Origin of the sequence: Marimonas arenosa, assembly GCF_030848945.1 — a bacterium.
GTDB classification, from domain to species: domain Bacteria; phylum Pseudomonadota; class Alphaproteobacteria; order Rhodobacterales; family Rhodobacteraceae; genus Marimonas; species Marimonas arenosa.
This window is the reverse complement of record NZ_JANHAX010000001.1, coordinates 855197-874987: the sequence shown is the minus strand read 5'-3', so window position 1 is coordinate 874987 and position 19791 is coordinate 855197. Positions and strand designations below refer to the sequence as shown.

Annotated in this window: 20 protein-coding genes; 7 read left to right on the top strand and 13 right to left on the bottom strand. The window is 64.9% G+C overall.

Going from position 1 to position 19791, the window contains the following annotated elements; translation table 11 throughout:
• The first annotated feature begins 184 nt into the window (after positions 1-184).
• Entirely contained in the window at positions 185-541 is a 357-nt protein-coding gene (locus NO357_RS04270) for a S1 domain-containing protein (protein WP_306734363.1), read from the top strand.
• Positions 542-544: 3 nt separating this feature from the next.
• Here the strand turns inward: NO357_RS04270 and ilvN are convergent, their stop codons facing one another.
• From ilvN to NO357_RS04240, 6 genes are all read right to left on the bottom strand, one after another.
• Complete coding sequence (gene ilvN / locus NO357_RS04265; RefSeq protein ID WP_306734362.1) at positions 545-1105, bottom strand: acetolactate synthase small subunit; 561 nt, start codon at positions 1103-1105, stop codon at positions 545-547.
• Positions 1106-1135: 30 nt separating this feature from the next.
• Positions 1136-2890 (bottom strand): acetolactate synthase 3 large subunit, encoded by a 1755-nt coding sequence (locus NO357_RS04260; RefSeq protein ID WP_306734361.1) that lies wholly within the window; start codon positions 2888-2890, stop codon positions 1136-1138.
• A 616-nt stretch (positions 2891-3506) separates the two neighbouring features.
• A complete protein-coding gene (locus tag NO357_RS04255) occupies positions 3507-4322 on the bottom strand; it encodes an arginyltransferase (protein ID WP_306734360.1) in 816 nt (271 codons plus the stop codon).
• Between the two features lie 110 nt (positions 4323-4432).
• Entirely contained in the window at positions 4433-4879 is a 447-nt protein-coding gene (locus tag NO357_RS04250) for an RDD family protein (protein ID WP_306734359.1), read from the bottom strand.
• A gap of 84 nt (positions 4880-4963) precedes the next feature.
• Positions 4964-5416 (bottom strand): DUF2852 domain-containing protein, encoded by a 453-nt coding sequence (locus NO357_RS04245; RefSeq protein ID WP_306734358.1) that lies wholly within the window; start codon positions 5414-5416, stop codon positions 4964-4966.
• A 188-nt stretch (positions 5417-5604) separates the two neighbouring features.
• Entirely contained in the window at positions 5605-6066 is a 462-nt protein-coding gene (locus NO357_RS04240; protein ID WP_306734357.1) for a YbaK/EbsC family protein, read from the bottom strand.
• A gap of 98 nt (positions 6067-6164) precedes the next feature.
• Here NO357_RS04240 and NO357_RS04235 point away from each other — a divergent pair, with 98 nt between their 5' ends.
• Together NO357_RS04235 and NO357_RS04230 are read left to right on the top strand one after the other, a co-directional pair.
• On the top strand, positions 6165-8960 hold the full coding sequence (locus tag NO357_RS04235; protein ID WP_306734356.1) for a bifunctional [glutamine synthetase] adenylyltransferase/[glutamine synthetase]-adenylyl-L-tyrosine phosphorylase: 2796 nt from the start codon (positions 6165-6167) through the stop codon (positions 8958-8960).
• The gene (locus tag NO357_RS04230) at positions 8957-9220 is read left to right on the top strand and encodes a hypothetical protein (protein WP_306734355.1); all 264 of its coding nucleotides are present in this window, start codon (positions 8957-8959) and stop codon (positions 9218-9220) included. Before NO357_RS04235 ends, NO357_RS04230 begins: the two co-directional genes overlap by 4 nt.
• A 310-nt stretch (positions 9221-9530) precedes the next feature.
• Here the strand turns inward: NO357_RS04230 and eda are convergent, their stop codons facing one another.
• Positions 9531-10175: a bifunctional 4-hydroxy-2-oxoglutarate aldolase/2-dehydro-3-deoxy-phosphogluconate aldolase gene (gene eda, locus NO357_RS04225; protein ID WP_306734354.1), complete on the bottom strand. Its 645-nt coding sequence runs from the start codon at positions 10173-10175 to the stop codon at positions 9531-9533.
• On the bottom strand, positions 10172-11995 hold the full coding sequence (edd, locus tag NO357_RS04220) for a phosphogluconate dehydratase (protein WP_306734353.1): 1824 nt from the start codon (positions 11993-11995) through the stop codon (positions 10172-10174). The genes eda and edd overlap by 4 nt, the downstream gene beginning before the upstream one ends.
• A gap of 240 nt (positions 11996-12235) precedes the next feature.
• Here edd and NO357_RS04215 point away from each other — a divergent pair, with 240 nt between their 5' ends.
• The 3 genes from NO357_RS04215 to NO357_RS04205 are packed head-to-tail and all read left to right on the top strand — an operon-like array spanning position 12236 to position 14709.
• Positions 12236-12922 (top strand): DUF6778 family protein, encoded by a 687-nt coding sequence (locus NO357_RS04215; protein ID WP_306734352.1) that lies wholly within the window; start codon positions 12236-12238, stop codon positions 12920-12922.
• Between the two features lie 42 nt (positions 12923-12964).
• Positions 12965-14161, top strand: coding sequence for an RSP_2647 family RNA methyltransferase (locus tag NO357_RS04210; protein ID WP_306734351.1), 1197 nt, complete (start codon positions 12965-12967; stop codon positions 14159-14161).
• Positions 14158-14709, top strand: coding sequence for an RSP_2648 family PIN domain-containing protein (locus tag NO357_RS04205; protein ID WP_306734350.1), 552 nt, complete (start codon positions 14158-14160; stop codon positions 14707-14709). The genes NO357_RS04210 and NO357_RS04205 overlap by 4 nt, the downstream gene beginning before the upstream one ends.
• Before the next feature lie 99 nt (positions 14710-14808).
• On the opposite strand, the gene NO357_RS04200 is transcribed toward NO357_RS04205, so the two are convergent.
• From NO357_RS04200 to NO357_RS04185, 4 genes are read right to left on the bottom strand one after another with little or no spacing between them, the layout of a single operon-like run.
• The gene (locus tag NO357_RS04200; RefSeq protein ID WP_306734349.1) at positions 14809-15489 is read right to left on the bottom strand and encodes a M48 family metallopeptidase; all 681 of its coding nucleotides are present in this window, start codon (positions 15487-15489) and stop codon (positions 14809-14811) included.
• 36 nt (positions 15490-15525) lie between these two features.
• Positions 15526-16689: a cytochrome P450 gene (locus tag NO357_RS04195; RefSeq protein WP_306734348.1), complete on the bottom strand. Its 1164-nt coding sequence runs from the start codon at positions 16687-16689 to the stop codon at positions 15526-15528.
• Entirely contained in the window at positions 16689-17297 is a 609-nt protein-coding gene (locus NO357_RS04190) for a DedA family protein (protein ID WP_306734347.1), read from the bottom strand. Before NO357_RS04190 ends, NO357_RS04195 begins: the two co-directional genes overlap by 1 nt.
• A complete protein-coding gene (locus tag NO357_RS04185) occupies positions 17294-17629 on the bottom strand; it encodes a hypothetical protein (protein WP_306734346.1) in 336 nt (111 codons plus the stop codon). Before NO357_RS04185 ends, NO357_RS04190 begins: the two co-directional genes overlap by 4 nt.
• Positions 17630-17733: 104 nt before the next feature.
• Between NO357_RS04185 and NO357_RS04180 the strand changes: the two genes are divergently transcribed.
• Complete coding sequence (locus NO357_RS04180) at positions 17734-18501, top strand: maleate cis-trans isomerase family protein (RefSeq protein WP_306734345.1); 768 nt, start codon at positions 17734-17736, stop codon at positions 18499-18501.
• A 356-nt stretch (positions 18502-18857) separates the two neighbouring features.
• Here NO357_RS04180 and NO357_RS04175 read toward each other — a convergent pair whose 3' ends face one another.
• Positions 18858-19766, bottom strand: coding sequence for a LysR family transcriptional regulator (locus tag NO357_RS04175; RefSeq protein WP_306734344.1), 909 nt, complete (start codon positions 19764-19766; stop codon positions 18858-18860).
• Between the last annotated feature and the right edge of the window lie 25 nt (positions 19767-19791).

Genomic DNA, 19791 nt, shown 5'->3' with positions numbered 1-19791 from the left:
CCTTGTCATCCTAGCAGACCGTTGGTCGTGGTGTGACGCAAAACTGCGTCAATCCTGACGCCATGTCGCGTCATAAGCGCGCGTTGATGACACAATAACAGACAGCCAAGACACGTATTCAGGAGTTTGCAACAAGGCCGGAATTTCAAAAAATCGTTCCGAGGAAACAAGGTTGGGGCTTGTCATGTATGGTGTCGTTCTCTGGAGCCAAAAAGACGAAAACAAGGCCGTGATCTGGTGCGAGGATCACGGTGATCTGGCGTTCTACCATGGAAGCAAAGACAGCGTCTTCGACGGCTGCTCTCTCGATGCCGGCGATCTGGTGTCGTTCCATGTCAGCGAAGGACGCGACATGCGTCTGGCGACCGAGCCCAAGCTGATCGCCGAGCAGCAATACCCCGGACTCGCCGAAAGCCTGATTGCGCGTGGCGCCAGCATCGGGGACGGGCATCCGGCTATGCATGCCACGGACACGGCAGCATCCGGCAGCAACGTGGTACGGTTCGCGCCGCGCGGTGAGACCAGGCGCCTCGCTTCTTGACGATTAGATCCCGCGGGACAGGGCGGCGACACCAGTGCGGGCAACCTCTTCGAGACCCAGCGGGCGCATCAAATCGGCAAAGGCATCGATCTTTTCCGGCGTGCCGGTAATCTCGAACACGAAACTTTCCAACGTACTGTCGACCACGTTGGCGCGAAAGATATCCGCGAGCCGCAAAGCCTCGACTCGTTTTTCGCCGTCGCCATGAACCTTCAGCAGTGCCAGTTCCCGCTCGACTGCCGCGCCTTCGACCGTGAGGTCATGGACCTCGTGGACCGGCACGATGCGTCCGAGCTGCGCCTTGATCTGTTCGATCACCTGCGGTGTCCCGTTGGTGACGATGGTGATCCGGCTGGTATGGCCGGTATGGTCGACCTCGGCCACGGTCAGGCTTTCGATGTTGTAGCCCCGGCCTGAAAACAGCCCGATGACGCGCGCCAGCACGCCCGGTTCGTTGTCGACCACGACGGCGATGGTGTGGCTTTCCTCCACATCGCTGAAGGTCGGGCGCAGGTTGTAAGCCGAATGCTTGGTCGAGCCTTTTTTGATTTTTAGTGCTGACATGTGAACAAATCCTTATCTGCGCGGTCCGGGTCAGACCAGAACAGCCCCTTTCGAGCCGATGGCGTCCTTGGTGCTGGCCTCGCCGAGCAACATCTTGTTGTGCGGTTCGCCCGAGGGGATCATCGGGAAACAGTTTTCGTGTTTCTCGACCAGCACGTCCATGATCACCGGGCCGTCATAGGCGATCATCTCTTTGATTGCCTCGTCGAGGTCGGCAGCCTTGTCGACCTTGATGCCCTTGGCCCCGAACGCTTCTGCGAGTTTCACGAAATCCGGCAATGCTTCGGACCAGCTATGGGAATAGCGTTCACCGTGCAAAAGTTCCTGCCACTGGCGCACCATGCCAAGCCGTTCATTGTTCAGGATGAACTGCTTGACCGGCAGGCGGAATTGCACCGCAGTGCCCATTTCCTGCATATTCATCAGCCACGAGGCCTCGCCGGCGACGTTGATGACCAGTGCTTCGGGGTGCGCCATCTGCACGCCAACGGATGCCGGTAGGCCATAGCCCATGGTGCCCAGGCCCCCCGAGGTCATCCAGCGGTTCGGATCATTGAAGGTCATGTACTGAGCGGCCCACATCTGGTGTTGGCCGACTTCGGTTGTCACGTAGCGGTCCATGTCCCTGGTGAGAGCCTCAAGCCGCTGGATCGCGTATTGCGGTTTGATCGCCTTGCCGTCCTGTTTGAAGTTCAGGCAGTCAATCTTTCTCCACTGCTCGATCTGGGCCCACCAGTTCTGCAGCCCTTCCTTGTCAGTCCTACGGCCGCGGGCTTTCCAGACCTTCAGAATATCTTCAAGCACATGGCCGACATCGCCGACGATCGGGATATCGGCCTTGATCACCTTGTTTATCGAGCTCGGGTCGATATCGATATGTGCTTTCTTCGAATTCGGGCTGAAGGCCGAGACCAGGCCGGTGATGCGGTCGTCGAAGCGGGCGCCGACATTGATCATCAGATCGCAGCCGTGCATGGCCATGTTGGCCTCGTAGAGACCATGCATGCCAAGCATGCCAAGCCACTTGTCGCCACTTCCGGGATAAGCGCCGAGCCCCATCAACGTCGAGGTGATGGGAAAGCCCGTGGCGTCCACCAGTTCGCGCAGGAGCTGGCTGGCCGCAGAGCCCGAGTTGATCACACCGCCGCCAGTGTAGAAAATCGGTTTCTTTGCCTTTTCAATGGCTTCAACCAGTTCGGTGATGGCCTCCATGTCGCCCTTGACCTGCGGCTGGTAGTGCGAGGTCTTGGTCTTCTGCGGCGGGGTGTAGGCGGCGGCGGCGAATTGCACGTCCTTTGGGATGTCGATCAACACCGGGCCGGGGCGGCCGGAGGTCGCGACGTGGAAGGCCTCGTGTATCGTGCTCGAGAGCGACCCGGTGTCCTTGACCAGCCAGTTGTGCTTGGTGCAGGCGCGGGTGATGCCGACGGTATCGGCCTCCTGAAAGGCGTCGTTGCCGATCATGAAGGTCGGCACCTGGCCCGAAAACACCACCAGCGGGATCGAATCCATCAGCGCATCGGTCAGGCCGGTGACGGCATTTGTTGCACCAGGACCGGAGGTTACGAGGACGACGCCGGGCTTGCCGGTGGAGCGGGCGTAGCCTTCGGCGGCGTGGACGGCGCCTTGTTCATGGCGGACGAGGACATGGCGAATGTCGTTCTGCTGGAAGATCTCGTCATAGATCGGAAGCACGGCGCCGCCGGGATAGCCGAATACCACTTCCACGCCCTGATCCTTGAGGGCCTGGACCAACATTCTCGCTCCGCTCATCTGACGTGTCATCTTTCTCTAAGCTCCGTCTAACACTTTGGTTTCACGCATAAAAAAGCCCCCGTTCCGGCGGGGGCGCATGGGGCGAAACATCGGTTCCGTTACCGGCCCATGCGCGTCTTTCCTACAAGTACGATCAGCGTGGTCATGCGCGAGCGCTCCTTCATGCGTGCGCGGACATTAGGGGGGCGAAAACGGGGCGTCAACCGATAACGACGGGAAAAACATGTCGCAGCGCGGTTTTCCTGCGACATATTGTTGCGCAAGACGGGGAGTCTTGCGCATCAAGTGGAAATTCGGCGGTGATCGATGCCTCGCCGGGGGCGACCCGCCGGGCGGTGCGTCGCCGCGGACTCCGACCTATCATCAATGCTGATGTTAACGGCAGCGCGCGGTCGGTGTCGCTGATGCTGGCATGTTGGCTGGCAAGCAGGCTTCAAAGCGTATGGCAGACGATCGCGTATGGATTAACCGATCGTCAAGGTTAACGCGCCGCGCCGTGCCAGGCAGAAGCCCCGGCGGATCATCGGAATCCCAGTCGGGGTGGAGGGTAGGGAGGCCGGGTGTTTGGGTCGGCGCCATGACCCGGGTCCGATGACACGTGGGTGGGGCGCGGGGCCCGAGACTCTCAACGTCGTCCGAGATTGGGCAGCGAGATATTTGCCACCTGCTCGGCGATCGGGTCGGTCGAGAGCGGATGGGGGTCGGCCTCGAACGCGGACGGGTCGTCGAGCTTCTGCCATTCGCCGCGATGATAGATTTCGAGCCCGGAAAACTTGGCCTTGTAACCCATCTTGGGCGATCCCGGCACCCAGTAGCCGAGATAGACATAGGGCAGGCTGGCATCGCGGGCGATGGCGATGTGATCGAGAATGATATGGGTGCCCAGCGAATTGCGCGCCAGATCCGGGTCGAAGAAGGAATAGACCAGCGACAGTCCATCATCGAGCACATCCGTCAGGCACACGGCGGCGAGCGCGTTGGTCCGGGAATCGCTGTATTCGATCACGCGCGAGCGAATCGGGGTTTCCTCGATCATCGCAGCGAATTCGAATACGTCCATGTCGGCCATGCCGCCCTCGGCGTGGCGGCTGTCGAGATAGCGGCGGAACAGGGCGAACTGGTCCTCGGTCGCCCATGGGCTGGTGGCGCGGCGTTCGAGATGGGCGTTGCGCTTGAGCACGCGTTTCTGGCTTCGTGAAGGGGCGAAGTCCTCGACCCGGATGCGGGCCGAGAGGCAGGCGGCGCAATCGGAACAGGATGGCCGGTAGAGCACGTTCTGCGAGCGCCGGAAGCCCTGTTTCGACAGCGCGTCATTCAGTTTCTGCGCACTGTCCCCCTGCAAGGCAGTGAACAGTTTCCGTTCCATCCGGCCCTCGAGATAGGGGCAGGGCTGCGGCGCGGTAACGTAGAACTGCGGTGCGAGCGGAAGGGTGTGGCGCATGGTATCGACAAATGGGTTGACAGCGAAACGATATCAAGCGCCGCGGTGATGTCAAAGCTTTGATTAAAATCGGTGTTAACGCGTGACGCTCCGGTGACGGCGTGCCGCAGTCACGCCTGCGCCCGTCGGTTAATGGCGACGCAGCCCATGATCCGGTCGGTCAGCCCCTGTGCCCGCGGCGAGGTCGCCATCAGAATCATCGAGATCACCTGAACCGGGAAGAATGTGAAAGACAGCATGAACCCCAGCGTGTGCAGGAACGCCTCGTGCTGGTCGAAGCGGCGGCCGTCGGCGGTGCGGAATTCGATGGCGACAAGCCGCATGCCCCAGGTGGCCGACCCGTTGGCCAGGGTGATGGCGCGGTAGGCGAAATTCAGCAGCCACCACGTCGGCACCAGCAGAAGCACTGCCAGGCCGAAGGTCAGCAGCGCCAGCAGCAGGGCAACGATCAGGAGCAGCACCGTGTCGAAAAGGAAGGCCAGGAACCGTTTCAACGGCACGTCGGCATAGAACTCGGGCTGGGAGTGCGGGTCGGGGAGGTGCCAGCGTTGGGTCATGGCAGGGATATAGGAGAGCCGGGGGCGCAGGCAAAGCCCCGGCCCGGCGGGAAGGCCGGGCCGAAGCGGTGGAAGCGGTCGGGATCAGGCCTCTTGCTTGACGTCCTCGTCAGTGTCGCGCGGCTTGGCGGCCTCGCGGGCGCGTTCGTCCATGAACTGGTCGAACTCGGCCTTGTCCTTGGCGTCGCGCAGGCGCTGGAGGAACGCTTCGAACTGTTCCTGCTCGTCTTCGAGCCGACGCAGGGTTTCCTCTTTGTAGGCATCGAAGGCAGTATTGCCGGACGAACGTCGGGCGGCGCGGATGTCGATACGAACATCGCCGTTGCGGTGACGGCGGCGGGCGCAGGAACCGTTGAACATGCGTTTGCTCCAGATCATGTAGAAGAGAAGGGCGAGGCCGATCGGCCAGAACAGGATGAAGCCAAGCACCATGGCAGCGATCCAGGCACCTTTGCCTTTCTCGTCGAGCCAGGCCTCGGCCCGTGCGAACCATCCCATTCGGTGAGAGGTTTCTGCGTGGGGGGCGGCTGTGGTCATCAGAGTCTCCATTGTCAAATCGTTTCCGTGCGGGTCGTGATGTGAATGCTTTTCACATTGATAAGATTGGCAACCCTGATGGGTTTGGCAAGGGGTAATGTGAAAGATTTTTACATTTTTCCAGATTATGGTTGTAATTCAATTTGTTGCGGTTTGGATTTTTTGGGGACAATGGCTGTCCGTGGTCCTCAGAGGGTGAAGTTGACCAGCGTGGCCCCCGAGACTCGCAGAAGATCGTCCGGTGAAACCGAGAAGACGTGCCGCGGCGTGCCGGCGGCGGCCCAGACGAGAGAGAAGTCCTGCAGCCGCGGGTCGAGAAAGGCACGGATCGGGTTGAGGTGACCCACGGGCGCGACGCCGCCGATGGCAAAGCCGGTCTGGGCGCGGATCAGCGCCGCGTCGGCCTTGCCCAGCGGTTCGCCGGCGAGCCCGGCCGCTTTCGCGTGGTCGACCTGGTTGCCGCCGGCGGTGATGAAGAGAACCGCGTCGCCGCTGTCTTCACCGCGGAAAATGATCGACTTGGCGATCTGGTCGACCGCCACGCCAAGCTCGTCCGCGGCCATTTGCGCGGTGCGCGCCTCGCCGGTTTCCAGAACGATCGCCGAGACGTTCTGCAGGGCTTGTCTCACACGGGCGAGGGATTTTGACATCTGGGACCTTCCTGGTGCTGCAGGTTGTGGGCAATCTGTCCGGACCAGTTTGCGTTAAGTCATTGACCTTGCACAAGGGGCTGGCCAATTTGCGCCCCATGGATTTTGCATCGCGTATCACCCGCCTGCCGCATGCCTTCGAACCCGACAGGGGCCGCGAGGCACTGGAACACGTCACCGGTCTGTCGGGGGACCTGGCCCGGCTGATCGAGGGCGTGGGCGGTTGTTCGCCCTATCTCAGCGGCCTGATGGCCAAAGAGGGCAAGTGGCTGGGGCCGGCCCTCGACGCCCCCGAAGCGGCGCTGGAGGCCGAATTCGCCCGGTTGCGCCAGATTGCGCCCGAGGATGCCGCGCTGGGTGGCGAGTTGCGCCGGGCCAAGCGGCGGGTGGCGCTGCTGGTGGCGCTGGCCGATCTGGCCGGTGTCTGGCTGTTGGAAAGGGTCACCGGGCAGTTGACCGCGTTTGCCGATCTTTCGGTGGACCTGGCGATCCGGGCGGCGCTGGCGCCGGAGATCCGGCGGGGCAAGCTGCCCGGGGGCACGGAGGCGGACCTCGAGACGGCCGGCGGCTGGGTGGCGCTGGCGATGGGCAAGATGGGGGCAGGGGAGCTTAACTACTCCTCGGATATCGACTTGATCTGCCTGTTCGACGAGACCCGGTACCAGCCGGAGGATTTCCACGAGGCGCGGTCGAGCTTTGTGCGGGCGACGCGGAAGATGTCGACGCTGCTCAATGACCTGACCGGCGAGGGTTACGTTTTTCGCACCGATCTGCGGCTGCGCCCAGACCCGGCGGTCACCCCGGTCTGTATCGCGATGGAGGCGGCCGAGCGTTATTACGAAAGTCTCGGGCGGACCTGGGAACGGGCGGCCTATATCAAGGCGCGGCCCTGTGCCGGCGATCTGGAGGCGGGCGCGCGGTTCCTCGAGGCGTTGACGCCGTTCGTCTGGCGCAAGCACCTCGACTTCGCGGCGATCCGCGATGCCCATGACATGCGGCTGAGGATCCGCGAGCACAAGGGGCTGGGCGGGGCGATTACCCTGCCGGGGCACGACATGAAGCTGGGCCGCGGCGGCATCCGCGAGATCGAGTTCTTTACCCAGACGCGGCAGATCATCGCCGGCGGGCGCGACCCGGACCTGCGAGTGCGCGGCACGGTCGAAGGGCTCGCCGTGCTGGCGGGGAAAGGCTGGGTGCCCGAAGCTGCGGCAAATACGCTGAGCGATCATTACCGGGCGCATCGCGAGGTCGAGCACCGCATCCAGATGGTGAACGACGCGCAGACGCATCGGTTGCCGAAAACCGAAGAGGGGATCGCGCGGATCGCGGCGATGATGGGCACTGAGCAAGGAACGTTCGAGTGCGCCTTGCGCGCGCGGCTGGAGGAGGTGCACGAACTGATCGAAGGGTTTTTCGCGCCCGAACCAGGGTCGGCGTCGGAACTCAGCGAGGAAGATGGCCACGACCGCGAGGTGCTGGCGCGCTGGCCGTCCTATCCGGCGTTGCGCTCGGAACGGGCAGTGGAGATTTTCAGACGGCTTCGCCCCGATATTCTGCGGCGGTTGAAGGACAGCGCCCATCCGGGCGAGGCGCTGGTTGCCTTTGATGGCTTCCTGAAGGGCCTGCCGGCGGGGGTGCAGCTGTTCTCGCTGTTCGAGGCCAATCCGCCGCTGGTCGACCTGCTGGTTGACATCGTCGGCACCGCGCCGGCGCTGGCGCGGCACCTGTCACGGAACTCGGGCGTGTTCGACGCGGTGATCGGCGGCGATTTTTTTGCTCCGTGGCCGGGGGCGGACGCGCTGACCGCGGAACTGGCGGCGCAACTGAGCCATGAAGCCGATTACGAGGCGCGGCTCGACCGAGTCCGGCGCTGGGCCAAGGAATGGCGGTTCCGGGTCGGCGTGCATCACCTGCGCGGACTGATCGACGCGGCCGAGGCAGGCCGGCAATATGCCGATGTGGCCGATGCCAGCCTGCGCGGGCTGTGGCCAGAGGTGGTGGCGCATTTCGCCGAGAAACATGGGCCTCCGCCGGGCCGCGGGGCCTGCGTTCTAGGGATGGGCAGCCTTGGTGCGCAGCGGCTCAACGCGGTCTCCGACCTCGACCTGATCGTGATCTATGACCCCGATGAGGCGGAGATCTCGGACGGCCGTCGGCCGCTGGCGGTGCGGCCCTATTACGCGCGACTGACCCAGGCGCTGATCACCGCGCTGACCGCGCCGATGTCGGAGGGCAAGCTTTACGAGGTCGATATGCGGCTCAGGCCCTCGGGCAACCAGGGGCCGGTGGCGACGAGCTGGGCGTCGTTTCGGGCCTATCAGACCGACGAAGCCTGGGTGTGGGAACACTTGGCGCTGACGCGGGCGCGGGTCGTGGTCGGTGACGCAGCGCTGAGCGCTGATATCGAGGCCTTTCGGGTGGCGCTGCTGGGTGAGAAGGGAGCCGACCGGGCCAAGGTGCTGGTGGGGCTTGCCGACATGCGCGAGCGGATCGCGGCGGCCAAGGCACCTTCCGGGCCGTGGGAAGCCAAGATCGGGCCGGGGCGGTTGCAGGATGTCGAGCTCTGTGCCCAGGCGGGCGCGCTGATGGCCGGCAAGTCGGGACGCGATGTCGGCTCGGGTTTGGCCGCCGGTGTCGCAATCGGCTGGCTGAGTGACGCCGACGAAGCGGCGCTGGGGGCGGCCTATGAGCTTTGCTGGCAGGTGCAGGCGGTCTCGAAACTTCTGAGTGAGAAACCGCTGGCGGAGGACGAGATCGGTAAAGGCGGCGTGGCAATGCTGAGACGGGAGACGAAATGCGACGGGTTCGATGATCTGGGCGCGCGGCTGGAGCGCGCCTGCGGTACCGCGGCGGTGGCAATCGAAGCCGCGCTTGCCCGCGGGGCGCCGGCATGAAGGGCGATGCGCTTGATCCAAAGGCACTGATCCGTGAGGCTTATCACATGGATATCGGGCCGGCAGAGTGCCGCACGATCTTCCTCGATTGGGCGCTGAGCCTGCCGGAGGGGACGGACACGCTTGCGGCGCTGGAAGCGCTGCTGCGCCGCTATGGTGCTGACACAGGGCACCCGATGACGACGGTGCTGCGCCAGGGCCTGGAAAAGGCGTCGCGCACGGGGCGACGCGGTGGCCGGCGCGGCCGGTTGCAGGGGTGAGAGCAGGTCTGCGTTTTGACGGCAAGGTGGCCGTTTCCGAGCAGGATCAGCCAAGGGTGCCGGGCTCCCTCGCTCAATCAGGGTCGAAGTCCGCCGCACGTCGCCGACGCGCCGCAACGCTGCGGCGATTGGGAGACGCCCCTGTGTCGTCGTGAGACCTGTCGGACTTGAAAAGACGAAATCCACTGACAGAGCGTAGGATCGCCATCGCGCCCGTCGGCAATGTGCGGCGTGTTCTCCGGCAACCGGCAACGCAAATCGCGGCCACGTCGTCTGCTGTTCCAGAACGTCTCGGGAGCACCTGCCTGGCTTAGTCGCGGGGCAGGGTCGCGGCGTCGCGCGCGAGGCGGGAAATGTCGGCCCAATCGCGCGCCTCGATCACGGCTTTCGGGGCAACCCAGCTGCCGCCGACACAGACAACATTGTGTAGCGACAGGTAGTCCGCAACGTTGGCAGGCGACACGCCGCCGGTTGGGCAGAACGTGATCTGCGGCAGGGGTGCGCCGATGGCCTTGAGCGCAGGCACGCCACCTGCGGCCTCGGCGGGAAAAAACTTCTGCACCGCGTAGCCGCGTTCGAGAAGTCGCATTGCTTCGGTGGCGGTGGCCGCGCCGGGCAACAGCGGCAGGTCGGCTGCCTCGCAGGCGTCGAGAAGCCGGTCGGTGGCGCCGGGGGAAACCGCAAAGCGGGCACCGGCGGCTTTTGCCGCGGCCACGTCCTCGGGGGTGAGCACCGTGCCGGCGCCGACCACACCACCTTCAACCCGTGCCATGGCGCGGATGGCGTCGAGTGCTGTGGCGGTGCGCAGGGTCACCTCGAGCACCGGCAAGCCGCCCGCGACGAGGGCTTGCGCCAAAGGTGCCGCCCGAGCCGGATCGTCGATCACGATCACCGGGATCACCGGGGCTTTGCGGCAGAGGGCCAGGGTCGCGGCGCTTATGTCCTGTGGCGTCATGCGTCGTCCTCGGGGAAAAGCGGGCTGGCGCCCTCAGTAGCGGAAGAGGCGTTGGCGCGGAACAGCGCAAAAAGCTCGCGGCCGGTGCCATGGTGGCTGGCCGTGAGGTCGGCCGTAGCCGCAGGGCGGTCGTCGAAATCAGGTGCGAGGTTCTCCAGCCGGCCGGCCGCAGCATCGAGCCGGATCGGGTCGCCGTCGCGGACCCGGGCGAGGGGGCCGCCGGTCATTGCTTCGGGCGAAAGGTGGATGGCGGCGGGGATCTTGCCGGAGGCGCCGGACATGCGGCCATCGGTGACAAGGGCGATCTTGTGGCCACGGTCCTGCAGCACGCTGAGCGCCGGGGTGAGGCCATGCACCTCGGGCATGCCGTTGGCCCGCGGGCCCTGAAACCGCAGCACGATCGCCGCATCGCCCTCCAAGTCGCCTGCCTTGAAGGCGGCGATGACCGCGTCTTGGGTGTCGAAGACGCGGGCCGGGGCCTCGATCAGCCGGTGTTCGGGTTTGACTGCCGAGAGCTTGATAATGCCGGTGCCGAGATTGCCGGTGAGGCGTTTGAGTCCGCCGCTGGGCTGGAACGGATCCGAGGCGGGGCGCAGGATCTGGTCGTTGTGGCTTTGCGCGGGGCCCGGGCGCCAGTCGAGCGCGCCGTCCTCGGGTTGTTTCGGTTCTTGCGTGTAGCGGGCCAGGCCGGGACCGGCGACGGTTTCGACGTCATCGTGGAGGAGGCCGGCCTCGAGCAGTTGGGCGATCACGTAGGCCAGCCCGCCGGCAGCGTGGAAATGGTTCACATCCGCCAGACCGTTGGGATAGACGCGGGCCAGAAGGGGTGTGATCTCGGAGATGTTGGCGAAATCCTCGAGCGTCAGGCGGATGCCGAAGGTGCGGGCCATTGCGGGCAGGTGCAGCACCAGGTTGGTCGAGCCGCCGGTGGCCATAAGTCCAACGATGCCGTTGACGAAGGCGCGCTCGTCAAGGATGTCGCAGAGCGGACGATAGGTGTCGCCCAGGGCAGTTTGCTGCAGGATGGTTTCGGTGCCGGCCTCGGTGAGGGCGTCGCGGAGCGGGGTGTAAGGGGTGACGAAGGCGGCGCCTGGCAGGTGCAGGCCCATGATCTCCATCAGCATCTGGTTGGAATTGGCGGTGCCGTAGAAGGTGCAGGTGCCGGGACCGTGATAGGCGGCCATCTCGGCGGCCATCAGGTCGGCGCGGTCGATCTTGCCGGCGGCGAAATCGCGACGGATACGGGCCTTGTCCTCGTTCGAGAGACCCGACGTCATCGGCCCGCCGGGCAGAAAGATTGTGGGCAGGTGGCCAAAGGCGCCGGCGGCCATGACCAGACCCGGCACGATCTTGTCGCAGGTGCCCAGCATCACCACCGCGTCGAAGGTGTTGTGGCTGAGCGCGACGGACGTCGCCAGGGCGATCACGTCGCGGGAGAACAGCGACAGCTCCATGCCGTCGTGGCCCTGGGTGACGCCATCGCACATTGCCGGCACGCCGCCCGCCACTTGGGCGGTGGCGCCGAAGGTGCGGGCCACCTGCTTGATGCGCTCGGGATAGTGCTGGAAGGGTGCATGCGCCGACAGCATGTCGTTGTAGGCGGTGACGATGCCGAGATTGGGCGCTCGGCTGGTGGCGAGGCGGTCCTGATCCGCGCCCATCGCGGCATAGGCATGGGCCTGGTTCGAGCAGCCGAGATGCGCCCGCGCCGGGCCATCCTCGGCCGCGCCGCGCATCCGCGCGAGATAGGCGTCGCGCCCGGGGCGCGAGCGTTCGCGGATACGGTCGGTGACTTCTGAGATCGTTTGGTGCAGCTTCATATGTTCCGTTTCCTGCGGCGAGTTTCACCGTTTCGAGACCGGCTTACCAGATGACGTTACCGCTAACAACGTCTCTGCGAGGCTCAATCTGTTGCCCGAAAGACTCAACGGAGCGGCGAATGCCGTCGTGGTCGCAGCAATACCGCGTGATCACCGCGGCGTTGCCCCAAATTTGTCTCAATTCGCGCCGATCCTTCCGAGCATATCTCAGAACAGGGCAAAAGCCCGAGGAGGAAGAGCATGAAAAATGTTCGTATGGTTGCGCTGATTTGTATGGGGATCGCAGCTTCGGGCTGCACGTCGATCGACGTGGCCTCGCGGAACGCGCCGTTCGAGGCACCGACCGCAGCGGCCACCACGCCGGCGATGAAAGTGGTGTCCTATCAGGTACGGGTGCCGCAAACCCTCAAAGTGTCGGAAGCCAACATGTACTACCCGTCGGGGGACATCGTGTGGCGCGGCGAACCGCTGGGTGATCGCCATGCACAGGTGCGAAAGATTTTCGAGGAAAGTCTTGCGCGCGGATCGGTCGGCTCGACCGGCAGGGTGCCGGTTCTGGTCGACGTCGAGGTCAAGCGCTTCCACGCCCTGAGCGAAAAGACCCGCTATACCGTCGGCGGGCGCCACGAGATCATGTTCGTGATGAATTTCCTCAATCCCGAAACTCTGCAGCCAGTGGCAGAGCCGCGCGACATCGATGCGACTTTCAAAGCCTTCGGCGGCGCTCGTGCGGTGGCGGCCGAGCAGAACGGCATCACCCAGCGGGTTCGCATCGGCAACCACCTGGCCGGTTTGTTCCAGAAGGAGTTCGGCGTGTCCGTGAAGCGTGAACCGGCGCCGGTGCGGCCGATCCCGGTCGACCCGAATGCCGTGTCGCAGAACGCGGTTCCGCTTTTGACCACAGACAAATCCGCCGGGCTCTACTGAGGGCTCTTTCACCGGGACAGTGAACGCGGTAAGGGGACGGCCATGCAGCCGTCCCCTTATCCTTTAGTTCGCCTGAAACCGAAAGCCGATGCGCGCAAGATCCGCCACGGGTCTCCGTGGGTGTTCGCCTCGGAGGTGGTCACCGACCGGCGGACGAAGAAGCTGGCCCCGGGCAGCCTGGCGGTGTTGCAGGATAGCGAGCGCGGCGAGCTGGGCGTGGTGGCGGTCAATCCGAATTCGAAGATTTTCTGCCGTATGCTTGACCGCGATCCGGGTGCGGTGATCGACCGGGCGTGGCTGGCGGCGAAGCTCGCCCGTGCGCTGGATCTCCGCGCGCGGCTTTACGACCGGCCGTTCTATCGGCTGGTGCATGCCGAGGCCGACGGGCTGCCGGGCGTGGTGATCGACCGCTTCGGCGATGTGGCGGTGATCCAGCCCAATGCCGCCTGGGCCGAGGCGCTGTTGCCAGAGCTGGCAGAGGCGTTGCGGGATGTCACTGGCGTCACCTGCGTGATCAAGAACGCCAGCGGCCGGGCGCGGACGCTGGAGGGGCTGGACGAGGGACATGAGGTGCTTTTCGGGCGGGCGCCCGAGGGGGCTGTGCCGGTGGAGATGAACGGCGCGACCTACATGGCCGACCTGGTGGGGGGGCAGAAGACCGGGCTGTTTTTCGACCAGCGCGACAATCACGCCTTCGCCGCAAGGCTGGCCGCGCGCGCGCGGGTGCTCGATGTGTTTTCCCATGTCGGCGGCTTCGGGCTGGCGGCGCTGGCCGGCGGCGCGGCAAGCGCGTTGGCGGTCGATGGGTCGGAGGCGGCGCTGGTGCTGGCTCGGGACGGGGCCGCGCAGATGGGGCAGGGCGCACGCTTTGCCACCCGCAAGGGCGATGCCTTCGAGGTTCTGGAGGCCCTGGCCCGGGAAGAGGCGACATTCGATCTGGTGATCTGCGACCCGCCGGCTTTCGCCCCGTCGAAACAAGCGCTGGAGGCTGGGCTGCGCGCCTATGAACGGGTCGCGCGGCTGGCGGCGCCTTTGGTGGCCGACGGCGGATACCTGGGCCTCTGTTCCTGTTCGCATGCTGCTGACCTGGCCCGCTTCCGCGGTGCCTGCATCCGCGGCATCGGCCGGGCGGGCCGGGCGGCGCAGCTGATCCATACCGGCTTTGCCGGGCCGGATCATCCGCTGCTGCCGCAACTGGCCGAGTCGGGCTATCTCAAAGCGCTGTTCTTCCGGCTGTGAGGGCGGTGCTGGATACCTGCGTGATCTATCCCACGGTCATGCGCGAGATGCTGCTGGGCGTGGCTGCAACCGGGGCGTTCGAGCCCCTGTGGTCGGCGCGGATCGAAGAGGAATGGGCGCGGGCGGCGGCCAAGCTGGGCCCGGAGGGCGAGGCGCAGGCGCGTGGTGAGGCGGCCCTGCTGGCGCTGAAATGGCCGAAAGCGCGGGTGAGGTGGAAACCATCTCTGGAAGAGCGGCTGTGGCTGCCGGACCGCGCCGATGTGCATGTGCTGGCGGCTGCGATCGCCGGTTCGGCCGACGTGATCGTGACGCTGAACGCGGGCGACTTTCCGCGTGGCGTTCTGGCCGAGGAGGGGCTGAGCCGAGCCGATCCGGACACATTCCTGCTGGGCTACTGGCAGGCCGACCGTGACGGCGTGGAATCGGTGGCGCGGGCGGTGCTGGCGGAGGCCCGGCGCCTGTCGGGCGAGACCTGGACGGCGCGGGCGTTGCTCAAGAAGGCGCGGTTGCCACGGCTGGCCAAGGCGGTGAGTGCGGCGCTGGATTGAAGCAGAGGCGCGTCACGGCAAGCCCCGGGTCGTTGGCACGGGCAGGACCGGGGCTCTGCCCCGGACCCCGGGATATTTTTGGCCAGATGAAGAAGCGGATCAGCTCCATTTCGCCTCGAGCGCTTCGATGGCCTTGATGCGCTTGGCGGTCTTGGGGTGACTGAGCAGCCAGGCCGGGGCGGCGCCCATGTTGCTCCGGGTCAGGTTTTCGAGCTTTTCGAACAGGGTTTTCTGCGCACTCGTGCCGATGCCAGCCTTGGTGAGCAGGGCGGCGGCGTATTCGTCGGCCTCGTATTCGTCGGAACGGCTGAGCCGGGCGGCCAGCAATGTGGTGATGAAATTGGCGAGATAGGGTCCCACGAAGGGGATGAACCGGCCGAGGACCATCATCAGCACGGTCCGGATGGCGTTTTGCCCGGAAAAGTCGATCATCCGGCGGCGGGCATGTCCGAGCGCGACATGGCCCAGTTCGTGCGCGATCACCGAGGTGAGCTCTTCGCCGGTGACCTCGCCGAGGCGGTATTTGTCGTAGAAGCCGCGGGTGAGAAAGATGCGCCCGTCCGGCGCGGCCAGCCCGTTCACCGGCTGGATCTCGTAGAGATGGACGCGGATGCGCGGCAGGTCGAGGGCGCGGGCGAGCTTGTCGAATTGCGGTTTGAGCGAAGGATCGACCAACTCGGTCGACTGTGCATCGAGCTGGCGCTTGAGTCGCCAGGCCGAGAAGCGCCAGAGGACGAGGCCGTAGAGGATGGCCAGAAGGATGGGCGTGAAACGGATCATGGGCCTGATATGGGGCGCGGAGCGGGCAGGAGCAAGTCAGGCGCGCCAACGCACCGGCATGGCGGTGGGGCCGCGGAAGGCCCAGCCGGTAAAAGGCACGGCACCGGCGATGGCGAGGTCCGGGAGCTGGTCGAACAGCATCGGCAGGGCGATGTCGGCAATCAGGGCGCGGGAGATCGCCGCGCCGCCGCAGAAATGCGGGCCGGCGCCGAACGGAATTGCCATGGCGGTGTCGCGGGTGATGTCGAAAACTTCGGGGCTGTCGAAATAGGCTTCGTCGTGGCCAGCCGATGAGAACATGAAAAAGACCCGGTCCTCGGGCTGGAAGGTGATCCCGTTCGCCGTATCCTGGCGCGCCACGCGCCGGGGCGACATGCCGATCGGTGAAATCCAGCGGACGTATTCCTCGAAGGCCTGGGCATAAGTGGCGCGGCCGTTGCGGATCGTCGCGTGCTGGTCGGGATGGGTCAGTAGCGCCCAGGCGGCGCCGGCAATGGCATCGCGCGGCTCGTTCTGGCCACCGGAGATGATCAGCTTGATATTGGCGCGGGTGGCGACCTCGTCGAGCCCGGCCTGCATCTGTACCGACAGCGCCGACATGTTGGGGGCCTCGGCAAGCCTCGGCATCATTTCGGTGATGTGGGCGTCGATCGAGGCAGTACAGTCATGGCAATTGGCCTCGATGCCCGGGTCGCCGGTATAGTTGGCGCAGCCGTCGATCATGCCCTGCGAGGTGCGATCGAGCTCCGCGGCGGCCATGTTCTCGAGCCCGGTCACCAGTTTCAACGCCTCGGCCGAGACCGGCATGGCAAACTCTCGCACCAGGTCGCAACTGCCCGCGGGTTTCAGCGCGTCGAGGATCTCCTGTGTCTTGGCGCGGAACAGGGGCGCCCAGTGGTCGCGGGCGGTCTTGGGGCTGAGCGTCGGGAACAGGATCTTGCGCTCGGCCGCATGGGCCGCACCATCCTTGCGCATCATGTTTTCGCCCATCAGGCGGGTCATCAGGCCTTCGGGCTGTTGTGAAGAAAAGGTCTCAACCCGTTTTTCCTGTTCGAAAATATCGTCCCGGCGGGTGAAAAGCGTGGCGCCCAGTTCGGGCACGAAAGTGACCGGGGCCTCGGCCCGCATACGTTTGAGGGTCGGATAGGGGTCGGCGGCGAAGACGGCGGGGTCGATATGGCTGACCGGGGCGTCCGACATCAGGCATGTTCCTTTCTGCGATGCTCGCGCAGGGCGCGGACAAGCCACATCCCGGTCAGGACCATTAGTGCAAGGCCAGCGAGCAGGCCGCTGATATCACTACTGAATTCTGCGGCAGCGGCGAGGTTGTCAGCGAAAGCATAGCCAAGACCAACATAGAGCGAAACCCAGACGATTTCGCCGGCCGCGCCCCAGAACGTGAAACGGGCCCAGGTCACGCCGGCGGCCCCGGCTGCAAAATTGACGTACGGGCCCAGCGGGCTGAACAACCAGCGGCTGAGAAAGACGCCGATCCCGCCGCGTCGTTGCAGCAGGCCCCGGGCCCGGGTCAGCACGGCGGCTCGTCTGGGATAGGCAGTGATCAGCCGGTCGAGACGGGCCTGGCCACGGCGGCCGACAAGATAACCCAGTTGGTCGCCGATTAAGGCCCCGATCAGGGCTGCCGTGGCGGTGGTGGCGAGGCCCAGGTCCCCCGACGCGGCGAAAGCCCCTGCGGCGAGCATCATCAGCGAGGACGGCACCGGTAAGGCGAGACAGCTTGCCAGTGTGGTCAGCGCCAGAAGCGGAACGCCATGGGCGGCCAGAAGTTGAAACAGCGCCTCGCTCACCGATCAGCGTCCGTGGTGAGATGGGCGGTGAGTTCGGCGATCACCTCGGCCACCGGCACGCCGCGGGCCCGCGCGATATCTTCGAGCGTCATGCGGCGACCGGGCGCGGCGCCGAGATGGCGTGCCAGCTCTTCCGGGTCGCGGCCCCAGGAATGGGCGATATAGCCCGGCGTCATCCACGGTTCGGGCGCGAGGTTGCGATGCGCCGGGTCGGACCAGTACAGCGCGAAGAGCGTGAGCCGCGCGAGGAAGAACACCGTGACCGCCGCGGCGCCGAAAAAGAGCAGCAGCACGGGGCGGTGATGGGCCCAGAGATGGCGGATCGCGGACATGATCGGACTCCTTTGATCAGAGTTGACCGCGAACGCGCCCGCGCTGCAAGCAGGCTTTGCCGGTATTGGTTTTCGTGACAGAGTGTCACCAGAGGAGGATGGCCATGGCGCTCAACTATCATCTCGACCAGGGGTTCGGCACACAAGGCCGGCTGGGACTGATCGTGCTGTCAACCGATGAGACGCTGGAAAACGAAGCGCGGCGGATCCTCGGGGACAGGTGCGTGAGCCTCGTGCACGCCCGGATTCCGGCCGAGCCGCATGTCACCCCGGAATCGCTGCAAAAGATGGCGGCGCACATGCAGGCCACCGCGGCGCTGTTACCTGCGGGTCTCGATGCGGTGGGATATGGCTGCACCTCGGGGGCGACGGTGATCGGGCCCGGGCGGGTGGCGGAACTGGTGGGGGAAGCGCAGCCGGATGCGCGGGTGACCAACCCGCTGAGCGCTGTCATTGCGGCGCTCAATTCTTTGGAAACAAAGAAGATTGCGCTTCTGACGCCCTATGTTGAAAGCGTGAACGCACCGCTGGTGGCGGCGCTCGACGCGGCGGGAATCGAGGTGCTGACCCAGGCGAGCTTTGAGCAATCGGATGACTGGAGTGTTGCGCGGATTGCCGAGAGCGATACGCTGGATTCTATAGAAAAAATTGCAAAAACAGAAGGTTGTGAGGCAGTCTTCGCAAGCTGCACCAACCTGAGGGTGCTGGGCGTACTGGAACAGGCGGAAGCGGCGACCGGGCTGCCGGTGGTGTCGTCGAACCTGGCGCTGATCTGGCACATGCTGCGGCTCGCGGGCATCGATGCGGCGGGCTGGGCGCCGGGGCGGCTGTTCGCGTTGCCGAAAGGTGAAGCCACCGACCGGAAGGGTTAGAAGCTTAACGGCGGGGTTTCGGCTGGGTATGGCAACCCGGCTGGCTCTCTGGCTGGCACCCCGTCTGGCGCGCTGTGGGGTAAGACATGCGGACCAACCGGGTTAATGCACCGCACCGGTGGCTTCGAAACAAGCCCTGATCCTCTTGGCGTTTTGCCGCGCGCCCGTGCGAAGGCCGGGGCAGTCATTGGCGGCTTGCGGCCTGGTGCCGCCATTCACCAAACCCGATGTCATCGTCCGCCTCGCGGGACTTTGCCGACTTACGCTGCCCGTGCTCCAAGGTCCGCTCTCTGCACATTACGTCCGAGACACCCGGAAATGACGAGATCGATGTCTGTTGCCAATATCCTGCGGTGTCACGCAGGCCTGGGCCGGGTGGCCTCCCGGATGACCTCGCGCAGGTCAGGTATCGCTGGGTGCGGCACGCTTGTTTTCAGCGTGATAGCTTGCCAGACCGCGTTTACATCGATCTCGACCGGCAACTGCCTGATCTGACCGGTTGCCAACGCATTGCGAATGCAGGCGCGGGTGGTGAGCAGGATCAGGTCGCTGTTTGCGACCGCATCACGCAGCACCGCGATATTGTCGCAGTCGATCGCGATCCGGATCTCGCGGCGATCTTTCAGGCCGAAATGCTGCGCCAACTCGTCCAGTAGGACCGTCGGGAAATGCGATCCGGCAAAGCGGTAGGGCAGGAGGTCTGAGAATTCGAGAGCCGCTTTGCCTAACAGCGGGTGGCCGTCCCGGCAAAACGCGCCTCCGGACTGTAAAGGCAGCGCCTCGGTCTCGAAATCTGTCGTGGATTTCGGTAGGTCGCGCGCTTCGCCGATGACCAGGTCAAGCGTCTCATCGCGCAGCATGTCCAGCAGTATGGGCGTATTGGCGACGGTGACATCGGCGCTCAGGCCCGGACGGTCGCCACACCATCGCGCCAAAATTTCGCCGCCGATACTGGCCGAGGATACGGCGGTCATGCCGATCCTGAGATGCCCAACCGAGCCCTCTGACATATACGAGATGCTCTTTTCAAGGTTGCGCGATTCGGACAGCAGCGTCTGGGAACGGGCAAGCAACTCGCGCCCGGCGGCCGTCAGGCGCACGGGACGGTCGCGCCGGTCAAACAGCTGCAAGGCCAGCTTTTCTTCCAGTAAGCGGATAGAATTGCTGAGCGCCGGCTGGGTGATATGCGCCAGCCTGGCCGCCTGGGCGAAATTGCCGGTTTCCGCCACCAGGTGGAAATGCCGGAGTTGGTTGAGGGTCAGCATGGGCGCGCTTTCGGTGTCTTGGCGA